Annotated in this window: 15 protein-coding genes; 10 read left to right on the top strand and 5 right to left on the bottom strand. The window is 67.8% G+C overall.

Annotation, left to right across the window (positions count from 1 at the left end; genetic code table 11):
• Positions 1-7 precede the first annotated feature (7 nt).
• The 7 genes from ACTVZP_RS01735 (at position 8) to ACTVZP_RS01705 (ending at position 6775) form a co-directional block, all read left to right on the top strand.
• Positions 8-2065, top strand: a complete 2058-nt coding sequence (locus ACTVZP_RS01735; RefSeq protein WP_443210351.1) for a chemotaxis protein CheA — start codon at positions 8-10, stop codon at positions 2063-2065.
• Entirely contained in the window at positions 2062-2520 is a 459-nt protein-coding gene (locus ACTVZP_RS01730) for a chemotaxis protein CheW (RefSeq protein WP_443210350.1), read from the top strand. Before ACTVZP_RS01735 ends, ACTVZP_RS01730 begins: the two co-directional genes overlap by 4 nt.
• Positions 2517-3434: a protein-glutamate O-methyltransferase gene (locus ACTVZP_RS01725; RefSeq protein WP_443210349.1), complete on the top strand. Its 918-nt coding sequence runs from the start codon at positions 2517-2519 to the stop codon at positions 3432-3434. The genes ACTVZP_RS01730 and ACTVZP_RS01725 overlap by 4 nt, the downstream gene beginning before the upstream one ends.
• Positions 3412-3798: a response regulator gene (locus ACTVZP_RS01720; protein WP_009562470.1), complete on the top strand. Its 387-nt coding sequence runs from the start codon at positions 3412-3414 to the stop codon at positions 3796-3798. Before ACTVZP_RS01725 ends, ACTVZP_RS01720 begins: the two co-directional genes overlap by 23 nt.
• A 143-nt stretch (positions 3799-3941) precedes the next feature.
• Entirely contained in the window at positions 3942-4142 is a 201-nt protein-coding gene (locus tag ACTVZP_RS01715) for a hypothetical protein (RefSeq protein WP_443210348.1), read from the top strand.
• A gap of 257 nt (positions 4143-4399) precedes the next feature.
• Entirely contained in the window at positions 4400-5392 is a 993-nt protein-coding gene (locus tag ACTVZP_RS01710; protein ID WP_443210347.1) for a hypothetical protein, read from the top strand.
• Between the two features lie 90 nt (positions 5393-5482).
• Positions 5483-6775, top strand: coding sequence for an O-acetylhomoserine aminocarboxypropyltransferase/cysteine synthase family protein (locus ACTVZP_RS01705; RefSeq protein ID WP_443210346.1), 1293 nt, complete (start codon positions 5483-5485; stop codon positions 6773-6775).
• A 48-nt stretch (positions 6776-6823) separates the two neighbouring features.
• Here the strand turns inward: ACTVZP_RS01705 and ACTVZP_RS01700 are convergent, their stop codons facing one another.
• A complete protein-coding gene (locus ACTVZP_RS01700) occupies positions 6824-7513 on the bottom strand; it encodes an SIMPL domain-containing protein (RefSeq protein ID WP_443210345.1) in 690 nt (229 codons plus the stop codon).
• A gap of 163 nt (positions 7514-7676) precedes the next feature.
• Here ACTVZP_RS01700 and ACTVZP_RS01695 point away from each other — a divergent pair, with 163 nt between their 5' ends.
• Both ACTVZP_RS01695 and ACTVZP_RS01690 read left to right on the top strand, forming a co-directional pair.
• On the top strand, positions 7677-10760 hold the full coding sequence (locus ACTVZP_RS01695; RefSeq protein WP_443210344.1) for a translation initiation factor 2: 3084 nt from the start codon (positions 7677-7679) through the stop codon (positions 10758-10760).
• Between the two features lie 212 nt (positions 10761-10972).
• Positions 10973-12841, top strand: a complete 1869-nt coding sequence (locus ACTVZP_RS01690; RefSeq protein WP_443210343.1) for a cation:proton antiporter domain-containing protein — start codon at positions 10973-10975, stop codon at positions 12839-12841.
• Positions 12842-12877: 36 nt separating this feature from the next.
• On the opposite strand, the gene cobT is transcribed toward ACTVZP_RS01690, so the two are convergent.
• Positions 12878-13894 carry a nicotinate-nucleotide--dimethylbenzimidazole phosphoribosyltransferase gene (gene cobT / locus ACTVZP_RS01685; RefSeq protein WP_443210341.1) on the bottom strand — a complete coding sequence of 339 codons (1017 nt, stop codon included), beginning with the start codon at positions 13892-13894 and terminating at the stop codon, positions 12878-12880.
• Positions 13895-13975: 81 nt separating this feature from the next.
• On the opposite strand from cobT, the gene cobS reads away from it, so the two are divergent.
• A complete protein-coding gene (gene cobS, locus ACTVZP_RS01680; protein ID WP_443210340.1) occupies positions 13976-14725 on the top strand; it encodes an adenosylcobinamide-GDP ribazoletransferase in 750 nt (249 codons plus the stop codon).
• Positions 14726-14843: 118 nt separating this feature from the next.
• Here cobS and ACTVZP_RS01675 read toward each other — a convergent pair whose 3' ends face one another.
• The 3 genes from ACTVZP_RS01675 to ACTVZP_RS01665 all read right to left on the bottom strand — a co-directional run bounded on the left by ACTVZP_RS01675 (position 14844) and on the right by ACTVZP_RS01665 (position 16330).
• Positions 14844-15353 carry a CarD family transcriptional regulator gene (locus tag ACTVZP_RS01675; RefSeq protein WP_443210339.1) on the bottom strand — a complete coding sequence of 170 codons (510 nt, stop codon included), beginning with the start codon at positions 15351-15353 and terminating at the stop codon, positions 14844-14846.
• A 281-nt stretch (positions 15354-15634) separates the two neighbouring features.
• On the bottom strand, positions 15635-15973 hold the full coding sequence (gene fdxA / locus ACTVZP_RS01670; RefSeq protein ID WP_443210338.1) for a ferredoxin FdxA: 339 nt from the start codon (positions 15971-15973) through the stop codon (positions 15635-15637).
• 54 nt (positions 15974-16027) lie between these two features.
• On the bottom strand, positions 16028-16330 hold the full coding sequence (locus ACTVZP_RS01665) for an RNA-binding S4 domain-containing protein (protein ID WP_443210337.1): 303 nt from the start codon (positions 16328-16330) through the stop codon (positions 16028-16030).
• Between the last annotated feature and the right edge of the window lie 4 nt (positions 16331-16334).

Here is a 16334-nt window from a genome sequence, read left to right as displayed (position 1 = left end):
GGTTCACATGGACCAAAACGACATTCGCGGAGCATTCTTCGTTGAATGCGAAGACCTCATGGAGGCTCTCAATGACGGTCTGGACCGGATCGACGACATGCTCGACGAGGGGCCGGACAGCGAAACGGTGAACGCCGTCTTTCGCTCCGTCCATTCGATCAAAGGCGGCGCGGGAGCCTTCAAGCTTGAAACCCTCGTCCGCTTCGCGCACCAGTTCGAGACCACTCTTGATGCGCTTCGTGCGGGTCGAATCGGTGCCGATCCGTCGCTGATGAGCATCCTGCACCGGGCTGCAGACCAATTGTCGGACCTGCTGCAGTCGGCCCGGCACGGGACCGATGCACCGACCGATGAGTTGGCTTCGCTCATGAGCGAGCTTGCCACGGCCGCGGGCGAGGAAGCGACGAACGATGGCGATGCCGAGGACTTCGGCTTCGTGCCAATGACGCTCGATCTCGAGCTGCCGGCACAACAGGACTTGGATGGCGAGGCGGCAGGATCGGGCGGCTTCACAATCGACTTCAGCCCGTCCCGCGCGCTTTATGCCTGCGGCAACGATCCCAGCGTTCTCTTCAGGGTCCTGTCGGACCTCGGGCGTATGGAGGTTCGCCTCAACCGCTCCCGCCTTCCGCACTTCGACGCGATGGATTGGCAGGAAAGTTGGCTAGACTGGCACCTGACACTGGAGACGGACGAACCGGAGCACCAGATCGACGAAATCTTCGAGTTCGTTGAGGACCTGTGTCGCCTCGACATCCGTCCGCTCGTTCGCGATGCGCCGCAGGAAGTCTCCGAACCCGAACCGGATCCGCCAACTCCGCGTCCCTCTCAAGCACCCAGTCGGAAGGAGGAGACGGCTCCCTCCGCACCGCGCGCCACGGTCCGGGTGGAACTCGAGCGGGTGGACCGCCTGATCAACATCGTGGGCGAACTCGTCATCAATCAGGCGATGCTGTCGCAATGCGTGCAGGATGAGGGCGTTGCACCGAGGTCTCCGGTGCGCCACCGCCTCGACGACTTCCGAAGCCTCGCACGCGAGATACAGGAAAGCGTGATGGCGATCCGCGCCCAGGCGATCAAGCCACTGTTCCAGCGCATGTCGCGCATCGCGCGCGAAGCCGCACAGATCGCGGGCAAGCAGGTCCGGCTCGTGACCGAAGGCGAGAGCACCGAAGTGGACAAGACGGTGATCGAGAGGCTCGCGGATCCGCTGACACACATGATCCGAAACGCAGTCGACCACGGGATCGAGCCTGCCGAGAAACGTGCCGCAAGCGGAAAGCCGGAGGCGGGCCTCATCACCCTTTCAGCGGCGCATCGATCCGGCCGTGTCCTCATCGAAGTCCGAGACGACGGTGGTGGCATCAACCGCGCGCGGGTGCTCGAGATCGCGATGACGAAGGGGCTGGTGCCGGAAGGTGCGCAGCTTTCGGAGGACGACATCGACAACATCCTGTTCATGCCGGGGTTCTCCACGGCGCCCATCGTCTCGGACCTCTCCGGTCGAGGTGTCGGCATGGATGTGGTGAGGAGCGCGATCGAATCCCTCGGCGGCCGCGTCAGCATCTCCTCGCAGCCCGGTGCGGGCACAACATTTTCGATCAGCCTGCCACTCACCCTCGCGGTGCTGGACGGCATGGTCGTGGATGTGAGCGGTCAGACCATGGTCGTGCCTGTGTCGGCGATCATCGAAACACTGCGTCCCCGATCCTCCGATGTCCACTTCCTCGGGTCCGGCGATCAGGTGGTGGCCATTCGCGGCAACTTCGTTCCAATCGTCGATTGCGGCGCGATCTTCGGCTACCGCAGCCCCATTCGCAGCTTCGACAACAGCGTTCTGCTCCTCGTCGAAACCGGTCGGCAGAAGCTGTGCGCCCTCGTCGTGGACGCCATCCACGACCAGCGGCAGGTGGTCATAAAGGGTCTTGAGAACGGCTATGGTCACATTGCCGGAATTGCGGCGGCGACGATCCTCGGCGATGGCCGGATCGCCCTGATCATCGACCCGGAACAGGCCGTGGATCTCGGCACCGCAGGCGGTGCCTCGGTGGAGTTCTCGCCATGACACAGTGCCAGACTGACGACGATCTCCGCGAAGTGGTGGCTTTCCGGATCGGCAGTCAGGAATTCTCGATAGACATCCGCGCGGTCCGCGAGATCCGCAGCTGGACCCCGACCACGGTGCTGCCGCATGCCCCCTCCTACGTCATCGGCGTCATAAACCTGCGCGGCACGGTCGTGCCGATCATCGACCTTGCCGAACGCCTGGCCCTCGGATCGCTGGAACCAGAGGCGCGGCACGTCGTCATCATCACCGTCGTCGAGGCTCAGATCGTCGGACTGCTGGTCGATGCCGTATCCGATATCATCACGCTGCAGCGCTCGTCAGTGCAGCCGACACCGAAGGTCGCCTCGGACACCACGCACAGCTTCGTCCGGGGCGTCATCACGGTGGACGAACGGATGCTGCGACTTCTCGATCTTGCGGGTGTGCTCCCTTCGATCGGTCGGTCGGCATGACGCCGCGGTCACTCCCCCTGCGGGACGAGTCGCGCGACCTGCAGCTTTCGGCCGCGGATTTCCAGCGCATCGCTCGGCTGGTCCACTCTGAAACGGGCATCGCCATGCCCGACGCCAAGGAGCCCCTGGTCTACGCGCGCCTCGTGAAGCGTCTGCGCCAACTCTCGCTGCGCAGCTTCGGAGACTACATCGATCTGCTCTCCCGGCCCGAAGCCGGCGAGGAGCGGGCCATGTTCATCTCCAGCATCACGACGAACACGACGCGGTTCTTTCGAGAGCAGCATCATTTCGAGCTTCTAGGCCGTACGGTGCTGCCCCCGCTTTTCGCCGAAGCGAAGCGGGGAGCGCGCATCCGCCTCTGGTCGGCCGGCTGCTCCTCGGGCGAAGAGGCGTACAGCATCGCCATCACCGTCCTGCGCCTCTGCCCCAAGGCGGCCGACCTCGACCTGAAGGTCCTCGCGACCGACATCGACCGCGAGATCCTGGAGACCGCCCGAGCCGGCCGCTTCGCTGCCACATCCCTTTCCATCCTGCCGGACGACATCCGAGAGTCCTTCTTCGGTGCCACCGACGCAGAGGGAAAACGGCAGGTTGCCCCGCAGGTGCGAGGGCTCGTCTCGTTCAAGTCCATGAATCTCGTGAAACCCTGGCCGGTCACCGGCCCGTTCGATGTCATCTTCTGCCGGAACGTGGCGATCTATTTCGATGTCGACACGCAGGAGCGCATCTGGCGCGGCTTTGCGGGCGCGCTCGCACCTGGCGGACATCTCTTCATCGGTCATTCGGAGCGCCTTTCGCCTCCGGTCAGACACCAATTCGAAACTGTTGGCATGACATCATTCCGCCTGCGCGCAGCAGAGTCGTCCGGCGGACAAGGGAAGGAGAGCTTCGGTGGCACTACGGGACAGCATTAGGATCATGGTGGTGGACGACATGTCGACCAGCCGTGGCCTTATCATCCAGGCACTGGAAGAACTCGGGATCAAGAAGATCGACTTCTGCAAGGACGGCGCAAGCGCCCTGCGGCAACTTGCGGCGAATCCCGTCCATCTGGTGATCTCGGACTACAACATGCCCGGCCTCGACGGGCTCGGACTGCTCAAGGGAATTCGCGAGAACAAGACGACGCAGCGCATGGGGTTCATCCTCGTCAGCGGCACCGCGACGCGCGAGATCATCGAGAAGGGACAATCGCTCGGCATGAACAACTTCATCAAGAAGCCATTCACGACCGACGGCATGCGCAAGGCCATCCAGGCCGTCGTGGGCGCGCTTTGAACGGCGGCGCGGGGATACCGCTGCAGACCGTTCTTTCCCGTCTTGCAGCCCAGCTCGATCACCTCGCGCAGATGAGCCGCGAGATCGAAGACGCCGTTGGCCACGGGATCGCGCGGGCCGGGACACGGCCAGACGAGACAGGAATGCTGCAGAAGCTGGACAATCTGGCACAGTCGCTGGACGGGATCACAACCTACGTCGGCCGGCTTGCCGAAGATGCCGGCGCTCAGTGCCGCGTCGACACCCATGCAGCCGTGGCCGCGGTCCGCCAGCGCAGCCTTGCCGCCGCACTCGTCGGGGCGCAGCACGGATCGGAGGGATCCGGAGACGCGGATTTCCTCTGAGCCCGCGCATCGATGACCGAAGGGCGCCGCGACGCGTATGGCCACCCAGCCGTGGCCGCGACAGGCGCTGAAGCGCACCCGGCCATCCTGCCGTCGCCGCGACCGGTTCGGCGGGCGCTGCAGCGCATATGAACACCCGGTCGTGGCCAAGCGCGGTCCGGCGACCGCCGGAACGCATCGTCCGGGCGAGGCTTAATCCTGTATGGAGGCAACCGCCGCTTGCCGCTAGTGTCGCGCCACCTTGCGACGGAGCGTCCATGTCTGCAGACCCGCCCCCCTTCAATCTTCTGGTCATCGGCCAGAGGGGGCGGCTGCAGTATGAGGCAGCCCTGCTCGCCGCGTCTCTGCGCGCCTCCGATCCCGCTTTCGGAGGCAGGCTCTTCGTGGCAGAGCCTCAGCCGAATGCCTTCTGGTCCACCGACCCGAGGATGGACGACGCGGCAGTGCGTGGCCTTCTGGACCAGCATGGCGCGACGATCCTGCCGTTCGAGAACCGTGTCTTCGGCGAAAGCTATCCCATCGGCAACAAGATCGAGGCCCTGCTGGCGCTTCCCGACGAGCCTTTCCTGTTCCTCGACAGCGACACTCTGGTGACGGGGGCGCTCTCCTCGCTTCCTCTGGATTTCGCGCGTCCCAGCGCCTCGCTCCGATGCGAAGGATCGTGGCCGGAACCGGAGCCATACGGTCCGGACCGGACCGGCATCTGGCAAGCGCTTTACGAGCGGTTCGGCCTCGACTTCGCCACGAGCCTCGATCCGACGCAGCCCGAGGACTACTGGCGCCGCTACCTCTACTTCAACGCAGGCTGGTTCTTTCACGAAAGCCCCCGTCGCTTCGGCGCGCTCTTCCTCGAGATGGCGCGCACCATTCGGGACGATCCTCCGCCAGAGCTCGTCGGACAGACGCTCCACCCCTGGCTCGACCAGATCGCCCTGCCGCTGGTGATCCACGCCCTCGGCGGCGGCCGACCGGGACCGGAACTCGCGGGGCTCGATGGCGACATCACCTGCCACTGGCGCCGAATGCCGTTGTTCTTCGCGCGCGAGAGCGATCGTGCCGTCGAGGCGCTCCGGCGCATCGCCGCGCCCAACAGGATCAAGAAGGTCCTGAAGGCGCACGAACCGTTCCGCCAGTTCATCTACCAGGCGAAGGGCACCAAGGCGCGGGCCATGTTCGACCGCGCGGACCTGCCCCGGCGCGAGCAGGCCATCAGGCACCGCCTGCGCGGCGCAGGCCTCTGGATCGACTGAACCTCGGAACGATCATTTCCCCCTGGTGCCGGCCGTTGTGCCCCGCGACCCTTTCCCCTACGGTCGCTCCACCAATCCAAGGGGGTGATGATGAGCACAGACCGCAAGCTCGGCTTCGACACGTTGCAGATCCATGCCGGCGCCAAGCCCGATCCAGCGACGGGAGCGCGGCAGGTGCCGATCTATCAGACGACCGCCTATGTCTTCCGCGACGCGGACCACGCCGCCCGTCTCTTCAACCTCGAGGAGGTGGGCTACATCTATTCCCGCCTGACCAACCCGACGGTGATGGCGCTGGCCGAACGCGTGGCGGCGCTCGAGGGCGGCGCGGGCGCGGTCTGCTGCTCCTCGGGCCATGCTGCGCAGATCATGGCGCTCTTCCCGCTGATGGGACCCGGACGCAACATCGTCGCCTCGACCCGCCTCTACGGCGGCACGATCACCCAGTTCTCGCAGACGATCCGGCGCTTCGGCTGGTCGGCCAGGTTCGTCGACTTCGACGACATCGCAGCCGTCGAGGCGGCCGTCGATGAGGATACGCGCGCGATCTTCTGCGAGAGCATCGCGAACCCCGGAGGCGTCATCACCGACCTGGACGCGATCGCCGCCCTTGCCGACAAGGTGGGGCTGCCGCTGATCGTGGACAACACGACCGCCACTCCCTGGCTCTGCCGGCCGATCGAGCATGGCGCGACGCTGGTCGTCCATTCCGCCACGAAATACCTTACCGGCAACGGCACGGTCACGGGCGGGGTCATCGTCGATTCCGGCAAGTTCGACTGGTCGGCGTCGGGCAAGTTCCCCAGCCTGTCCGAGCCCGAGCCCGCCTATCACGGCCTTGTCTTCCACAAGGCCCTGGGCCCGATGGCCTATACCTTCCACTCGATTGCCGTGGGGCTGCGCGACCTGGGCATGACCATGAACCCGCAGGGCGCGCACTACACCTTGATGGGGATCGAGACGCTGAGCCTGCGCATGGCCCGTCACGTCGAAAACGCGGAGAAGGTGGCGGCCTGGCTCGAGGCCGATCCGCGCGTCGATTACGTGACCTACGCCGGGCTGCCGTCCTCGCCCTGGCACGAGCGGGTGGCACGGATCTGCCCGAGGGGCGCCGGCGCGCTCTTCACCTTCGCGGTCAAGGGCGGCTACGACGCCTGCGTGAAACTCGTGGACGCGCTCGAACTCTTCAGCCATGTCGCCAACCTTGGCGACACGCGCTCGCTGGTCATCCACTCGGCCTCGACGACCCACCGGCAGCTGACCCCCGAGCAGCAGGAGGCGGCGGGTGCCGCGCCGAACGTGGTGCGGCTCTCGATCGGGATCGAGGACGCCGACGACCTGATTGCCGACCTCGATCAGGCATTGTCGAAGGCGACGGCCTGACGGGCATCTTCCGGGGCGGCCTCAAGACCGCCCCGGAACCCGCTGATCTCACGGCTGTTTCAGCTCGTAGACCAAGGTCACCTGCGCGGCTGTCTCGATCTCTCCTTCGGCCACCGGAACCGGTGCCGCCATTGCGGCCTCGCGATACATCGGCATCGGCGGCTGGCCCGCATCGCCTCCCTCGCGGATCTCCATGATCGGCCCCAGCGTCACGCCCGCAGCCTCGGTCAGCAGCCGGGCCCGCGCCTGAGCCTTGGCTACCGCGCGTTTCCGCGCCTCGTCCATGGCAGGCTCGGGATCCGAGAGGCCGAATCCGACCCCATGCAGGGTGTTCGCCCCGTCCTGAACCGCCTGATCGAGCACCGCGCCCAGTCGATCAAGCGTGCGCACCCGGACGGTCAGCATGTTCGAGGCGACATAACCGTCGATCTGCGGAGCGGCACCGTCGGGGTTCTGTGTCCAGTTGGGATTGAGCGACAGGCCGGAGGTCTGCAGATCACGGTCCTCGATCCCGGCCGTCTTCAGCCGCTCCAGCACCCGCGCGAGGTTTTCACCATTCGCGGACATGGCCTCGGCTGCCGTCGCGCCCTGGCTGGTGACGCCCAGCGTGATCGTCGCCATGTCGGGTCGGCCGGCCACGGTGCCTTCGCCGGTCACCGTCAGCCGCGGTGTCTCGGCCAGCGCCGCCCCCGGCAGGATCAGGGCGGTGCAGAGCATCAGGACTTTCGCAATGTGCATGTGGAATGTTCCTCCTTGGGGTTGAGAGCGTTCGCCTCTCATGACGTTTCCGGCAAGGCGATCCTTGGGTGTTTTCCTTTCATTCGGCGAAAAGCTGCTGTAACACCGGAGGCGCCGAGGCCCGGACTCCCCGGTGCGCCGCCAGATGTGCTAGACCCGCGAAATGAAACCGAGATTTGCCCTCAACCTGACGCCTGAGGCCGCGAGTCTGCTTCGGCGGATGCCCGACGGATGGGAAGAACTGGGGTCGGTGCCCTTCGACGCGCCCGACTTCGACGCGGCGGTGGCTGCGCTGCGCGCCGAGGCCCGGCAGCTTGCCGGAGACGACGGCTTCGCAACGAAGGTCGTGATCCCGAACTCGCAGATCCTCTACAGGACGCTCGCCGCGCCGGGGCCGGACAAGGCCAGCCGGAGGGAGCAGATCCGCGAGGGACTCGAGGGGCTGACCCCTTACGAGGTCAAGGATCTGGTCTACGACTTCGAGCCGATGGGGGGTGAGGTGCGCCTTGCCGTCGTCGCACGCGATACCCTTGACGAAGCCGAGGGCTTCGCCGAGCAGCACGGGTTCGAGCCTGTGGCCTTCGTCGCCATTCCGGAGGACGACGGCTTTCCGCGAGAGCCCTCCTTCGGCATTCTTTCGGCGGCGCTGCGGCGCCTGCCGAAGGGCGTGAAGGTCGAACGCGATGCGGAGCCGATTCGCATCCTGCCGCCCCCCGCCGCGATGGACAGGGATACCCTCGCCGACGAGGCGGAGGAGCAGGAGATCCTCCTGCCCGACGAGCAGACGGGAGAGGAAGCCGAACCCTTGCCCCGCGAGGCCGAAGAGGCTGCGGTGCCGGATGATCCGACCGCCGCGGAACCCGACCTTGAGGACCCGGCATCGGAAGAAGGCGAGCCGGAGCTTGCGACGGCAGAGATGCCCGACGAAGAGCCCGCGGTTTCCGAGGCAGCGATTGCGCAGCCGGCAGAACCGGCGTCTTCCAAGGCGACAGATGCGACGCCGAAGGAGACGGTGGCTTCCGACGCGGCCGATGCGCAGCCTGAGGAACAAGCAGCTCCCGAGGCGGCCGATCAGCAGCCGGAGGAACCGGCGGCCGACGCCGAAGATGCGCCGAAGTCCGACTGGGCGCCTCCGCAGGAAGAGTGGCACCCCGAGCCGGATCTTGCGGCGCTGGCCTCGCTCACGCCCGACGAGACGGCCCTGCCCCTGCCCGAGCCGGAGATCGACGAGCCCGCGGAGGCGCTCGCCGCGGGCGCCCGGCCTCCGCCGTTTTTCGCCCCCGAGGAGCCCGCATCCACGCCGCCGCCGCTCGCCCGCGAGACGGCGCGCCCCGTGCCCGACGCACGGCAGCTTCCGCCGTTCGCGCCCGCGTCGCGGCCGCAACCGTCGGTCACAAGCCCGGAAGTGCCCGAGGCTCCTTATGTCGCCCTTGACGACGACGACATTCCCGACATGCCGCCCGGGACCTTCGCCAGCCGCCGTGTGGCTGCCGAGGCCACGAAGGCCCGTCCTGCGGCGCGGCTCACGGCCGATCCCAAGCCCCAGCGCGGTGCCGGACGTGCCGCAGACCCGTTGCCGCGCAACCCGTCGGGGCGCTCGGCCCTCCCGACCCGCGGTGCCACTGCCACCCCGGCCCGGGGGGCAGCTTCGGCGGCCGTGGCCGCGCCCGGCATTGTCGGGGTGAAGCCCGCGAAACGCACCGAGGCTGGCCGGAACGGTCCTCAGGCTGAGCCGAGCCGGCAGACCGAGGCACAATTCGGCGGCCTCGGCGGGCGGGTTGCGGCGCAGCGCGGCAAGCCCCGCTTTCTCGGCCTGATCCTGACTGTCGTGCTGCTTGTCGTCCTTGCGGCCGTCGCGGCACTGTCGTCGTATCTGGTGGCCTCCCGCGACGGAGACACGCAGACTTCGCTGGCCCTGTCGGAAGGCGAGGCCGAAGTCCCGGCGGCAGGGTCTGACGGGTCCGAGGCGGCATCGGACCTTCCTCCGCTGCCCGATCAGCCGGTGGTCGAGGATGAGATCGCCGCAGACGAGCCGTCCCTCGGCGACGCGCCGACCGAGATCCCGCAGCCGCCCGAGCCCGCGGAAGCCAGCGTCGCGCCGGCGTCCGAGGCGCCCCAGGTCGCCTCCGGCGAGGCAGGACGTGCCGCGCCATCGGACACGCCGCAGGACGAGATCTTCCTCACGACGATGGATTCCCCGCTGCCCTCGCTCGATGCGGTGGCTCTGCCGCCGCCACCGATCGAACTGGACGACGCGCCGGGGCTGCCCCTGCCGCCGCCGCCCTTCGGCGCGACCTATGATCTCGACGAGAGAGGCCTGATCCGGCCAAGCGCCGAAGGCGTCCTCGCGCCGGGGAACTTCCTGCTGATCGAGGGCAAGCCGCCGGTCCTTCCGCCCCGCCGGCCCGAGGCAGCCCAGCCGGAACAGGACGCAGCCCTGACGCCGGCCACCGGATCCCGCCCCGCGGCGAACCCCGGATCCATCTTCCCGGGCGCCGCTCCGGCAACCGTTGCCGGCGCATCTGCCGCAGCCGATCCCGCCCTTGCAGGAAGTCGCCCCCGGTCCAGGCCCGCGGACCTGGTGCCGGTCGTGGCCGCTCTGCCCGAAGAGGCCCCCGCGGCGACGGCGGACCCGCGCATGAGCGGCCTTCGCCCGCGCGCGCGCCCGGTCGATCCCGAACCTTCGCTGCCCGAGGCGCAGGGAGCGACACTGGCAATGGCGCTCAGTCCGGCGCCGAGGCCGGACGGCGCGCCGGAGGCAGTCGCGACCTCCAGTGGCGCCATCAGCCCCCTGGCCATCGCCGTCTCGCGCCGGCCCGAGGCGCGGCCCAGCGACTTCTCGGACGCCATCGAGGCCGCCGTCGCGGCTGCCGTCCAGGCTCCGCGGACGCCCGCCGCAGTGGCCGCGATTGCCGCTCCGCGACAGGTCGCCCCCGCTGTTCGCGCCCCGGCCCCGGAGGAAGAGGACGAGCCCGAAGTGGCCGTAGCACCCCGTATCCCGACGAAGGCCAATGTCGCGCAGAAAGCCACCTTCAGCAACGCGATCAACCTGTCGAAAACCAACCTGATCGGCGTCTACGGCACCTCCTCGAACCGCTACGCCCTCGTGCGCCAGTCGAACGGGCGCTACGTGAAGGTGCGCGTCGGCGACAGGATCGACGGCGGCGTGGTGGCATCCATCACCGGCAGCGAACTGCGCTACAGGAAGGGCAGCCGGATGCTCGCGCTGAGCATGCCGAAGGGCTGAGGCGACCGGCCGGCCACGCGCAGCGTGAGGTTAAAGCCGCACGGCGCTGTCCCGCCGGCTTCCTCGATCATGCCGCAGACGCAGCGCCTCAAGATCGGGCAGGAGCGGCGCTGCAGTCGCCATGTCCGCGACAGCTTGGACAGTGCGACGGGATGGACAGGCCGAGACGCGGGGCGGTAGCCTGAACGCCCTCTCACCTCGGGCGATACGACATGGAAAGCCTCCTTCTGCAGGCGAGCATCTATCTGGGCGCGGCAGTTCTGATCGTGCCGCTCGCGGTGCGGGCAGGCCTCGGCTCGGTGCTCGGCTATCTCGCGGCCGGGATCGTGATGGGCCCGGTGCTCGGTCTCGCGGGGGCCGAGACCGAGGACCTGCGCCACTACGCAGAGTTCGGCGTGGTGCTCATGCTCTTCCTCGTCGGGCTGGAACTCGAGCCGCCTGCCCTCTGGGCCATGCGACAGTCGCTTGTCGGGCTGGGCGGCCTTCAAATGGCGCTCACCAGCTTCGTGGCGGGACTGGGCCTGCTCTGGCTGGGCTTCGACTGGCGCGAGGCGGTCGTGCTGGGCCTGGTGGCGGCGCTGTCGTCCACGGCCATCGTCCTGCAGACCATGACCGAGCGCCGCGTCCTGCGCACGCCCGGAGGTCGCGGATCCTTCGCCGTTCTCCTCGCGCAGGACATCGCCGTCGTGCCGATGCTGGCCCTCGTTCCGCTCCTCACCCTCAGTCCCGGCGGATCAGTCTCTCCTGAGCAGAAGGAAGTCGGCGAGGCGGCGATGCCGATCATCGGTTTCCTGCACTCGCTGCCCGGCTGGGCGGATACGCTGGTGATGCTGGGCGTGGTCGGCTTCATCGTGTTCGGCGGCCACTACCTCACCCGGCCCGTCTTCCGCTACGTCCACGCCTCCCGCCTGCCCGAGATGGGCAGCTTCATCGCCCTCTTCACGGTCGCGGGAACGGCCTTCCTGACCCTCGCCGTCGGGCTTTCGCCCGCGCTCGGAACCTTCCTCGCAGGTGTCGTGCTCGCCAACTCCGAATTCCGCCACCAGCTCGAGGCCGACATCCGGCCCTACAAGGGAATCCTGCTCGGCCTCTTCTTCATGGCGGTCGGGATCGGGATCGACTTCAGGCTGCTGGCGGCCGACCCGTGGACGCTCGTCGGCCTCACCCTCGCACTGGTGGTCGTGAAGGTGCTGGTGCTCGCGGCGCTGGCCGAGGGCTTCGGGCTGAAGGGGCGCGACCGCTGGCTGCTGACTCTCGGTCTGGCTCAGGCTGGCGAGTTCGGCTTCGTCCTCGTGGGCTTCGCAGCTCAGGAGACGATCCTGCCGCCACTCGTCGCACAGAAGACGCTGATCGTTGTCAGCCTCTCGATGCTCGTGACCCCGCTGCTCTTCCTCGCGGCGGACTGGCTCTCGCGGTTGGGCGAGGAACAGCCTTCGCCCGGCTACGATCCGATCGACGAGAAGGGCCGCGTGATCATCGCGGGCATCGGGCGCTTCGGGCAGGTGGTGAACCGGCTGGTCCGGATGAGCGGCATCCAGACCGTGGTGCTCGACCACGACATGGTGGCGGTGCAGATCATGCGCCGCTTCGGCGTCAAGGGCTTCTTCGGCGATCCGACGCGGCCCGAACTGCTGCAGGCGGCGGGGCTGTCCGAGGCCTCGGTGCTGGTCGTGGCGGTGGACGACCGCGAGAATGCGATCAAGATCGTGCGCTATGCGCGCCACGTCCGGCCAGACCTGCACATCGTCGCCCGCGCCCGTGACCGGGTGCATGTCTACGAACTCTTTCAGGCCGGCGCGAACGACATCGTGCGCGAGACCTTCGACAGCTCGATCCGTGCGGGCCGCTACGTCCTCGAAAACATGGGCTTCAGCGAATACGAGGCGGCGCAGCGCTCGCGCACCTATTTCCGGGTGGACCGTGCCGCCATGCGCGACCTTGCCGAGATCTGGGTGCCCGGCCAGCCCGCGCATCTCAACGAGGCCTATGTGGCTCGGGCCCGCCAGCTCGACGCGGATCTCGAGACGGCGCTTCTGGAAGAGGCCGGACAGGTCCGGCCCGATCCCGAGGCGGCGGAATAGGATCCCCGCCGCCTGCGACCCGGATCCCGGTCCGGGTCAGCCTGCGGATACGCCCGCCTCTGCAAAGGTCGCCATGCCCGACAGGCAGGCAACGGCGCTGCGCAGGATATTGATCGCGACGATGGCACCGGTCCCCTCGCCGAGCCGCATGCCGAGGCTCAGCATCGGCTCCTTGCCCAGTTGCTTCAGCACGGCCGAATGCGCGCCCTCGGCGCTGACATGGCCCGCCACGGCGTGATCAAGGGCGGCAGGCGTGATCCTGTGCAACACGGCTGCCGCCGAGGTGCAGATGAACCCGTCGAGGATCACCGGCACGCGGCCGACACGCGCGCGGGCGATGGCACCGGCCATGGCTGCCAGTTCCCGCCCGCCGAGCCGGCGCAGGACCTCCAGCGGATCCGAGAGTGCCTCGGCATGCCGTTCGAGCCCCTGTGCCACCACAAGCGTCTTCCCCTCGAGCGCGGCGCCGTCGACACCACTGCCGCGGCCGGTCCATTCACCCGCCGACCCGCCGAAGAGCGCCGCGGCGATGGCCGCTGCAGCCGTCGTGTTGCCGATGCCCATTTCTCCCACGACGAGAAGATCGGCCTCGACGTCCACCGCTTCCCAGCCCGCGGCAAGGGCCGCGACGAGGTCCTCCTCGGTCATGGCAGGAACTTCCGTGAAATCGCCCGTCGGCCGGTCGAGATCCAGCTCGACCACGGTCAGGCTCGCCCCGGCGACCTTGCAGAGCTGGTTCACCGCCGCCCCGCCCGCGCGGTAGTTCGCCACCATCTGCACCGTCACCTCGGGCGGGAAGGCCGAGACGCCGCGCGCCGCGATCCCGTGGTTACCCGCGAAGATCGCGACCTGCGGCCGCTTCAGCTCCGGCCGCCCGTCGCCCTGCCAGCCCGCATACCAGATCGCGAGTTCCTCGAGCCGCCCCAGCGCCCCCTTCGGCTTCGTCAACTGCTCGTTGCGCGCGGTCGCCGCCTCGACCGCTGCGCTGTCGCGCTCGGGCAGGGTCTCGAACACGGCGCGGAAGCCGGCGAGGGAGGTAAAGGGGGCCTTCATGGGGGGTCCTTCCGGTTGCTAGGCTGATCCGGCTTCGGTATCGGGAACCGTCGGTGGAAACCAGTGCCCGGGAGGATGCAAGTGAAAGACAGGCTGTCGCAGCGGTGGGCGGACGTGCAACTGGCGCTGGCCTTGCTGACGAGGCTGCCGTTGCCTGCACGATCCCTGCCCGATCGCGGTGCCTCGGCGGCCTGGGCCTGGCCATTGGCGGGCGTCGCCGTGGGGGGAATCGCAGCGCTGGTCGCCTCGCTCGGGCTGGCGGCGGGCGTGCCGGCCACGGTAGCCGCGGCCCTTGCGCTGGCTGCTCAGGCCCTGGCAACGGGCGCCATGCACGAGGACGGCCTTGCCGATACGGCGGACGGTCTCTGGGGCGGCTGGAGCCGAGAGCGGCGGCTCGAGATCATGAAGGACAGCAGGACGGGAAGCTACGGCGTCGCGGCCCTCGTGCTTGTCGGGTTGCTGCGCTGGTCGGCCCTTGCTGCGGCGCTGGACTCCGGAAGCGTGGTGCTGATCGCCGCCGCCGTCCTCTCGCGCGTGCCGATGGTCGTGCTGATGGCGGCGCTGCCGAACGCGCGCGGTTCCGGCCTCTCGCAATCCCTCGGCCGACCCGGACGACGGCAGGCCTTTCTGGCAGCAGCCACGGGCCTCGCCGTCGCGCTGATTGCCATTGGACCGGCGGCATTCGCGCTTGCGCTGGCCGCTGCCCTCGCTGCCCTCGCGCTCGGTCTGGTCGCGCGCGCGAAGATCGGGGGGCAGACCGGGGACGTTCTCGGAGCCTCTCAGCAGATCTCGGAAGCCGCGGCTCTTGTGGCTGCCGCGGCCCTCGCGTGAGGGCAGACCTCGCGCGTCCCGATGCTCCGGATCGCCGGCGCGCGGCCCAGGGAAGCAAAGAGGCCGCGGCATGTGCCGCGGCCTCAAGCAACAGGTAGTGGAGCTTCCGGGCGTCGCCTCAGGCGGCGCGCGAGATCAGGACGGCGTCCACGGCCTTCTGGGCACCGGCCTCGTCGACGCCGGACACGGCGGCCACCTCACGGGTCAGCCGCTCGAGCGCCGCCTCGTAAAGCTGACGCTCGGAATAGGATTGCTCACGCTGGTCGTCGGTTCGATGCAGGTCGCGCACCACCTCGGCGATCGACATCAGATCGCCCGAGTTGATCTTCTGCTCATATTCCTGAGCCCGGCGCGACCACATCGCGCGCTTCACACGAGCCTTGCCTTTCAGAGTGTCCAGCGCCTTCGTCACCACGTCCGGCGTCGACAGGGACCGCATCCCCACCTCGGTCGCCTTGTGCGTGGGCACGCGCAGGGTCATCTTGTCCTTTTCGAACGAAATCACGAACAGTTCGAGGCGGATGCCAGCGATCTCCTGTTCCTCGATCGAGATGATCCGGCCGACGCCATGCGCCGGGTAGACAACGAACTCGTTGGGACGAAACTCGGGCTTCTTGGTCTTGGTCATCCAGTCGCTTCCTCGATGCGGCAGCTCTCGATCCTCGCGACAGACACTTGAACGCCCGGAACTTCCGGTCCGGGCGATTCAGGTGGAAATGTCGTTAGAAATCCCACCCCAGGCGAGCAGCTCTGAGATGGTTGTCGGGCTTCCGTGCTTGTTTATGACTTCCTTGTATCACAAAAAGCGGCCGATTCCAACTCCAGCGCGCATCTGGAGGCCCACGGAAGCGTTATCAACCCGCTGCGCGGGCGCACGCCTCATGCACCTGAGACGAAGCGCCGCAGGCTTCAGCCGCCTTCGCCCGGCTTCTCGGAGAAGTGGGTGGCGAGCTTGCCCGGCTGCCCGTCGAGATCCGCCGCCTCTGGCAGCGCATCCTTCTTGGTGACGATGACCGGCCAGATCTCGGCATATTTGCGGTTGAGCTCGACCCAACTCTCCATGTCCGGTTCCGTATCGGGACGGATCGCGTCGGCCGGGCATTCCGGCTCGCAGACGCCGCAGTCGATGCATTCGTCCGGGTGGATGACCAGCATGTTCTCGCCTTCGTAGAAGCAGTCCACCGGGCAGACTTCCACGCAGTCGGTGTATTTGCAGGCGATGCAGTTGTCGGTCACCACATAGGTCATGGGAGGAACCTTGCTCTCTTGTCTTTTCGGGGTCTGTTAATGCAGCAGCGTCGATCATTCAAGCGGCGAAGCGGCCGCAGGGGGTGCGTCCAGATCAACATAGAGCGACTGCGCCTCCGCGGCCGGGCCGCGCCGTGTGCCGCAGGCCCGAACGCGGATGACGCGGATCCGGGAGCCCTGCGGGAAGGTGAGCGTGTCGCCCTCGCCCACCGGATGGGAGGGCTTGGCGACATGCTGCCCGTTCAGCCGCACACGTCCGGCTTCGACGACTGCGGTCGCGAGGGCGCGCGTCTTGAAGAAGCGCGCCTGCACCAGCCACTTGTCGAGCCGGATCGTGGCCCTGTCCGTTGCGCCCAAACGG

The organism is Rhodobacter sp. NSM (assembly GCF_052244495.1).
GTDB lineage: Bacteria > Pseudomonadota > Alphaproteobacteria > Rhodobacterales > Rhodobacteraceae > Cereibacter_A.
The sequence above is the reverse complement of the archived record's forward strand: the minus strand, read 5'-3'. Positions and strand labels throughout refer to the sequence as shown.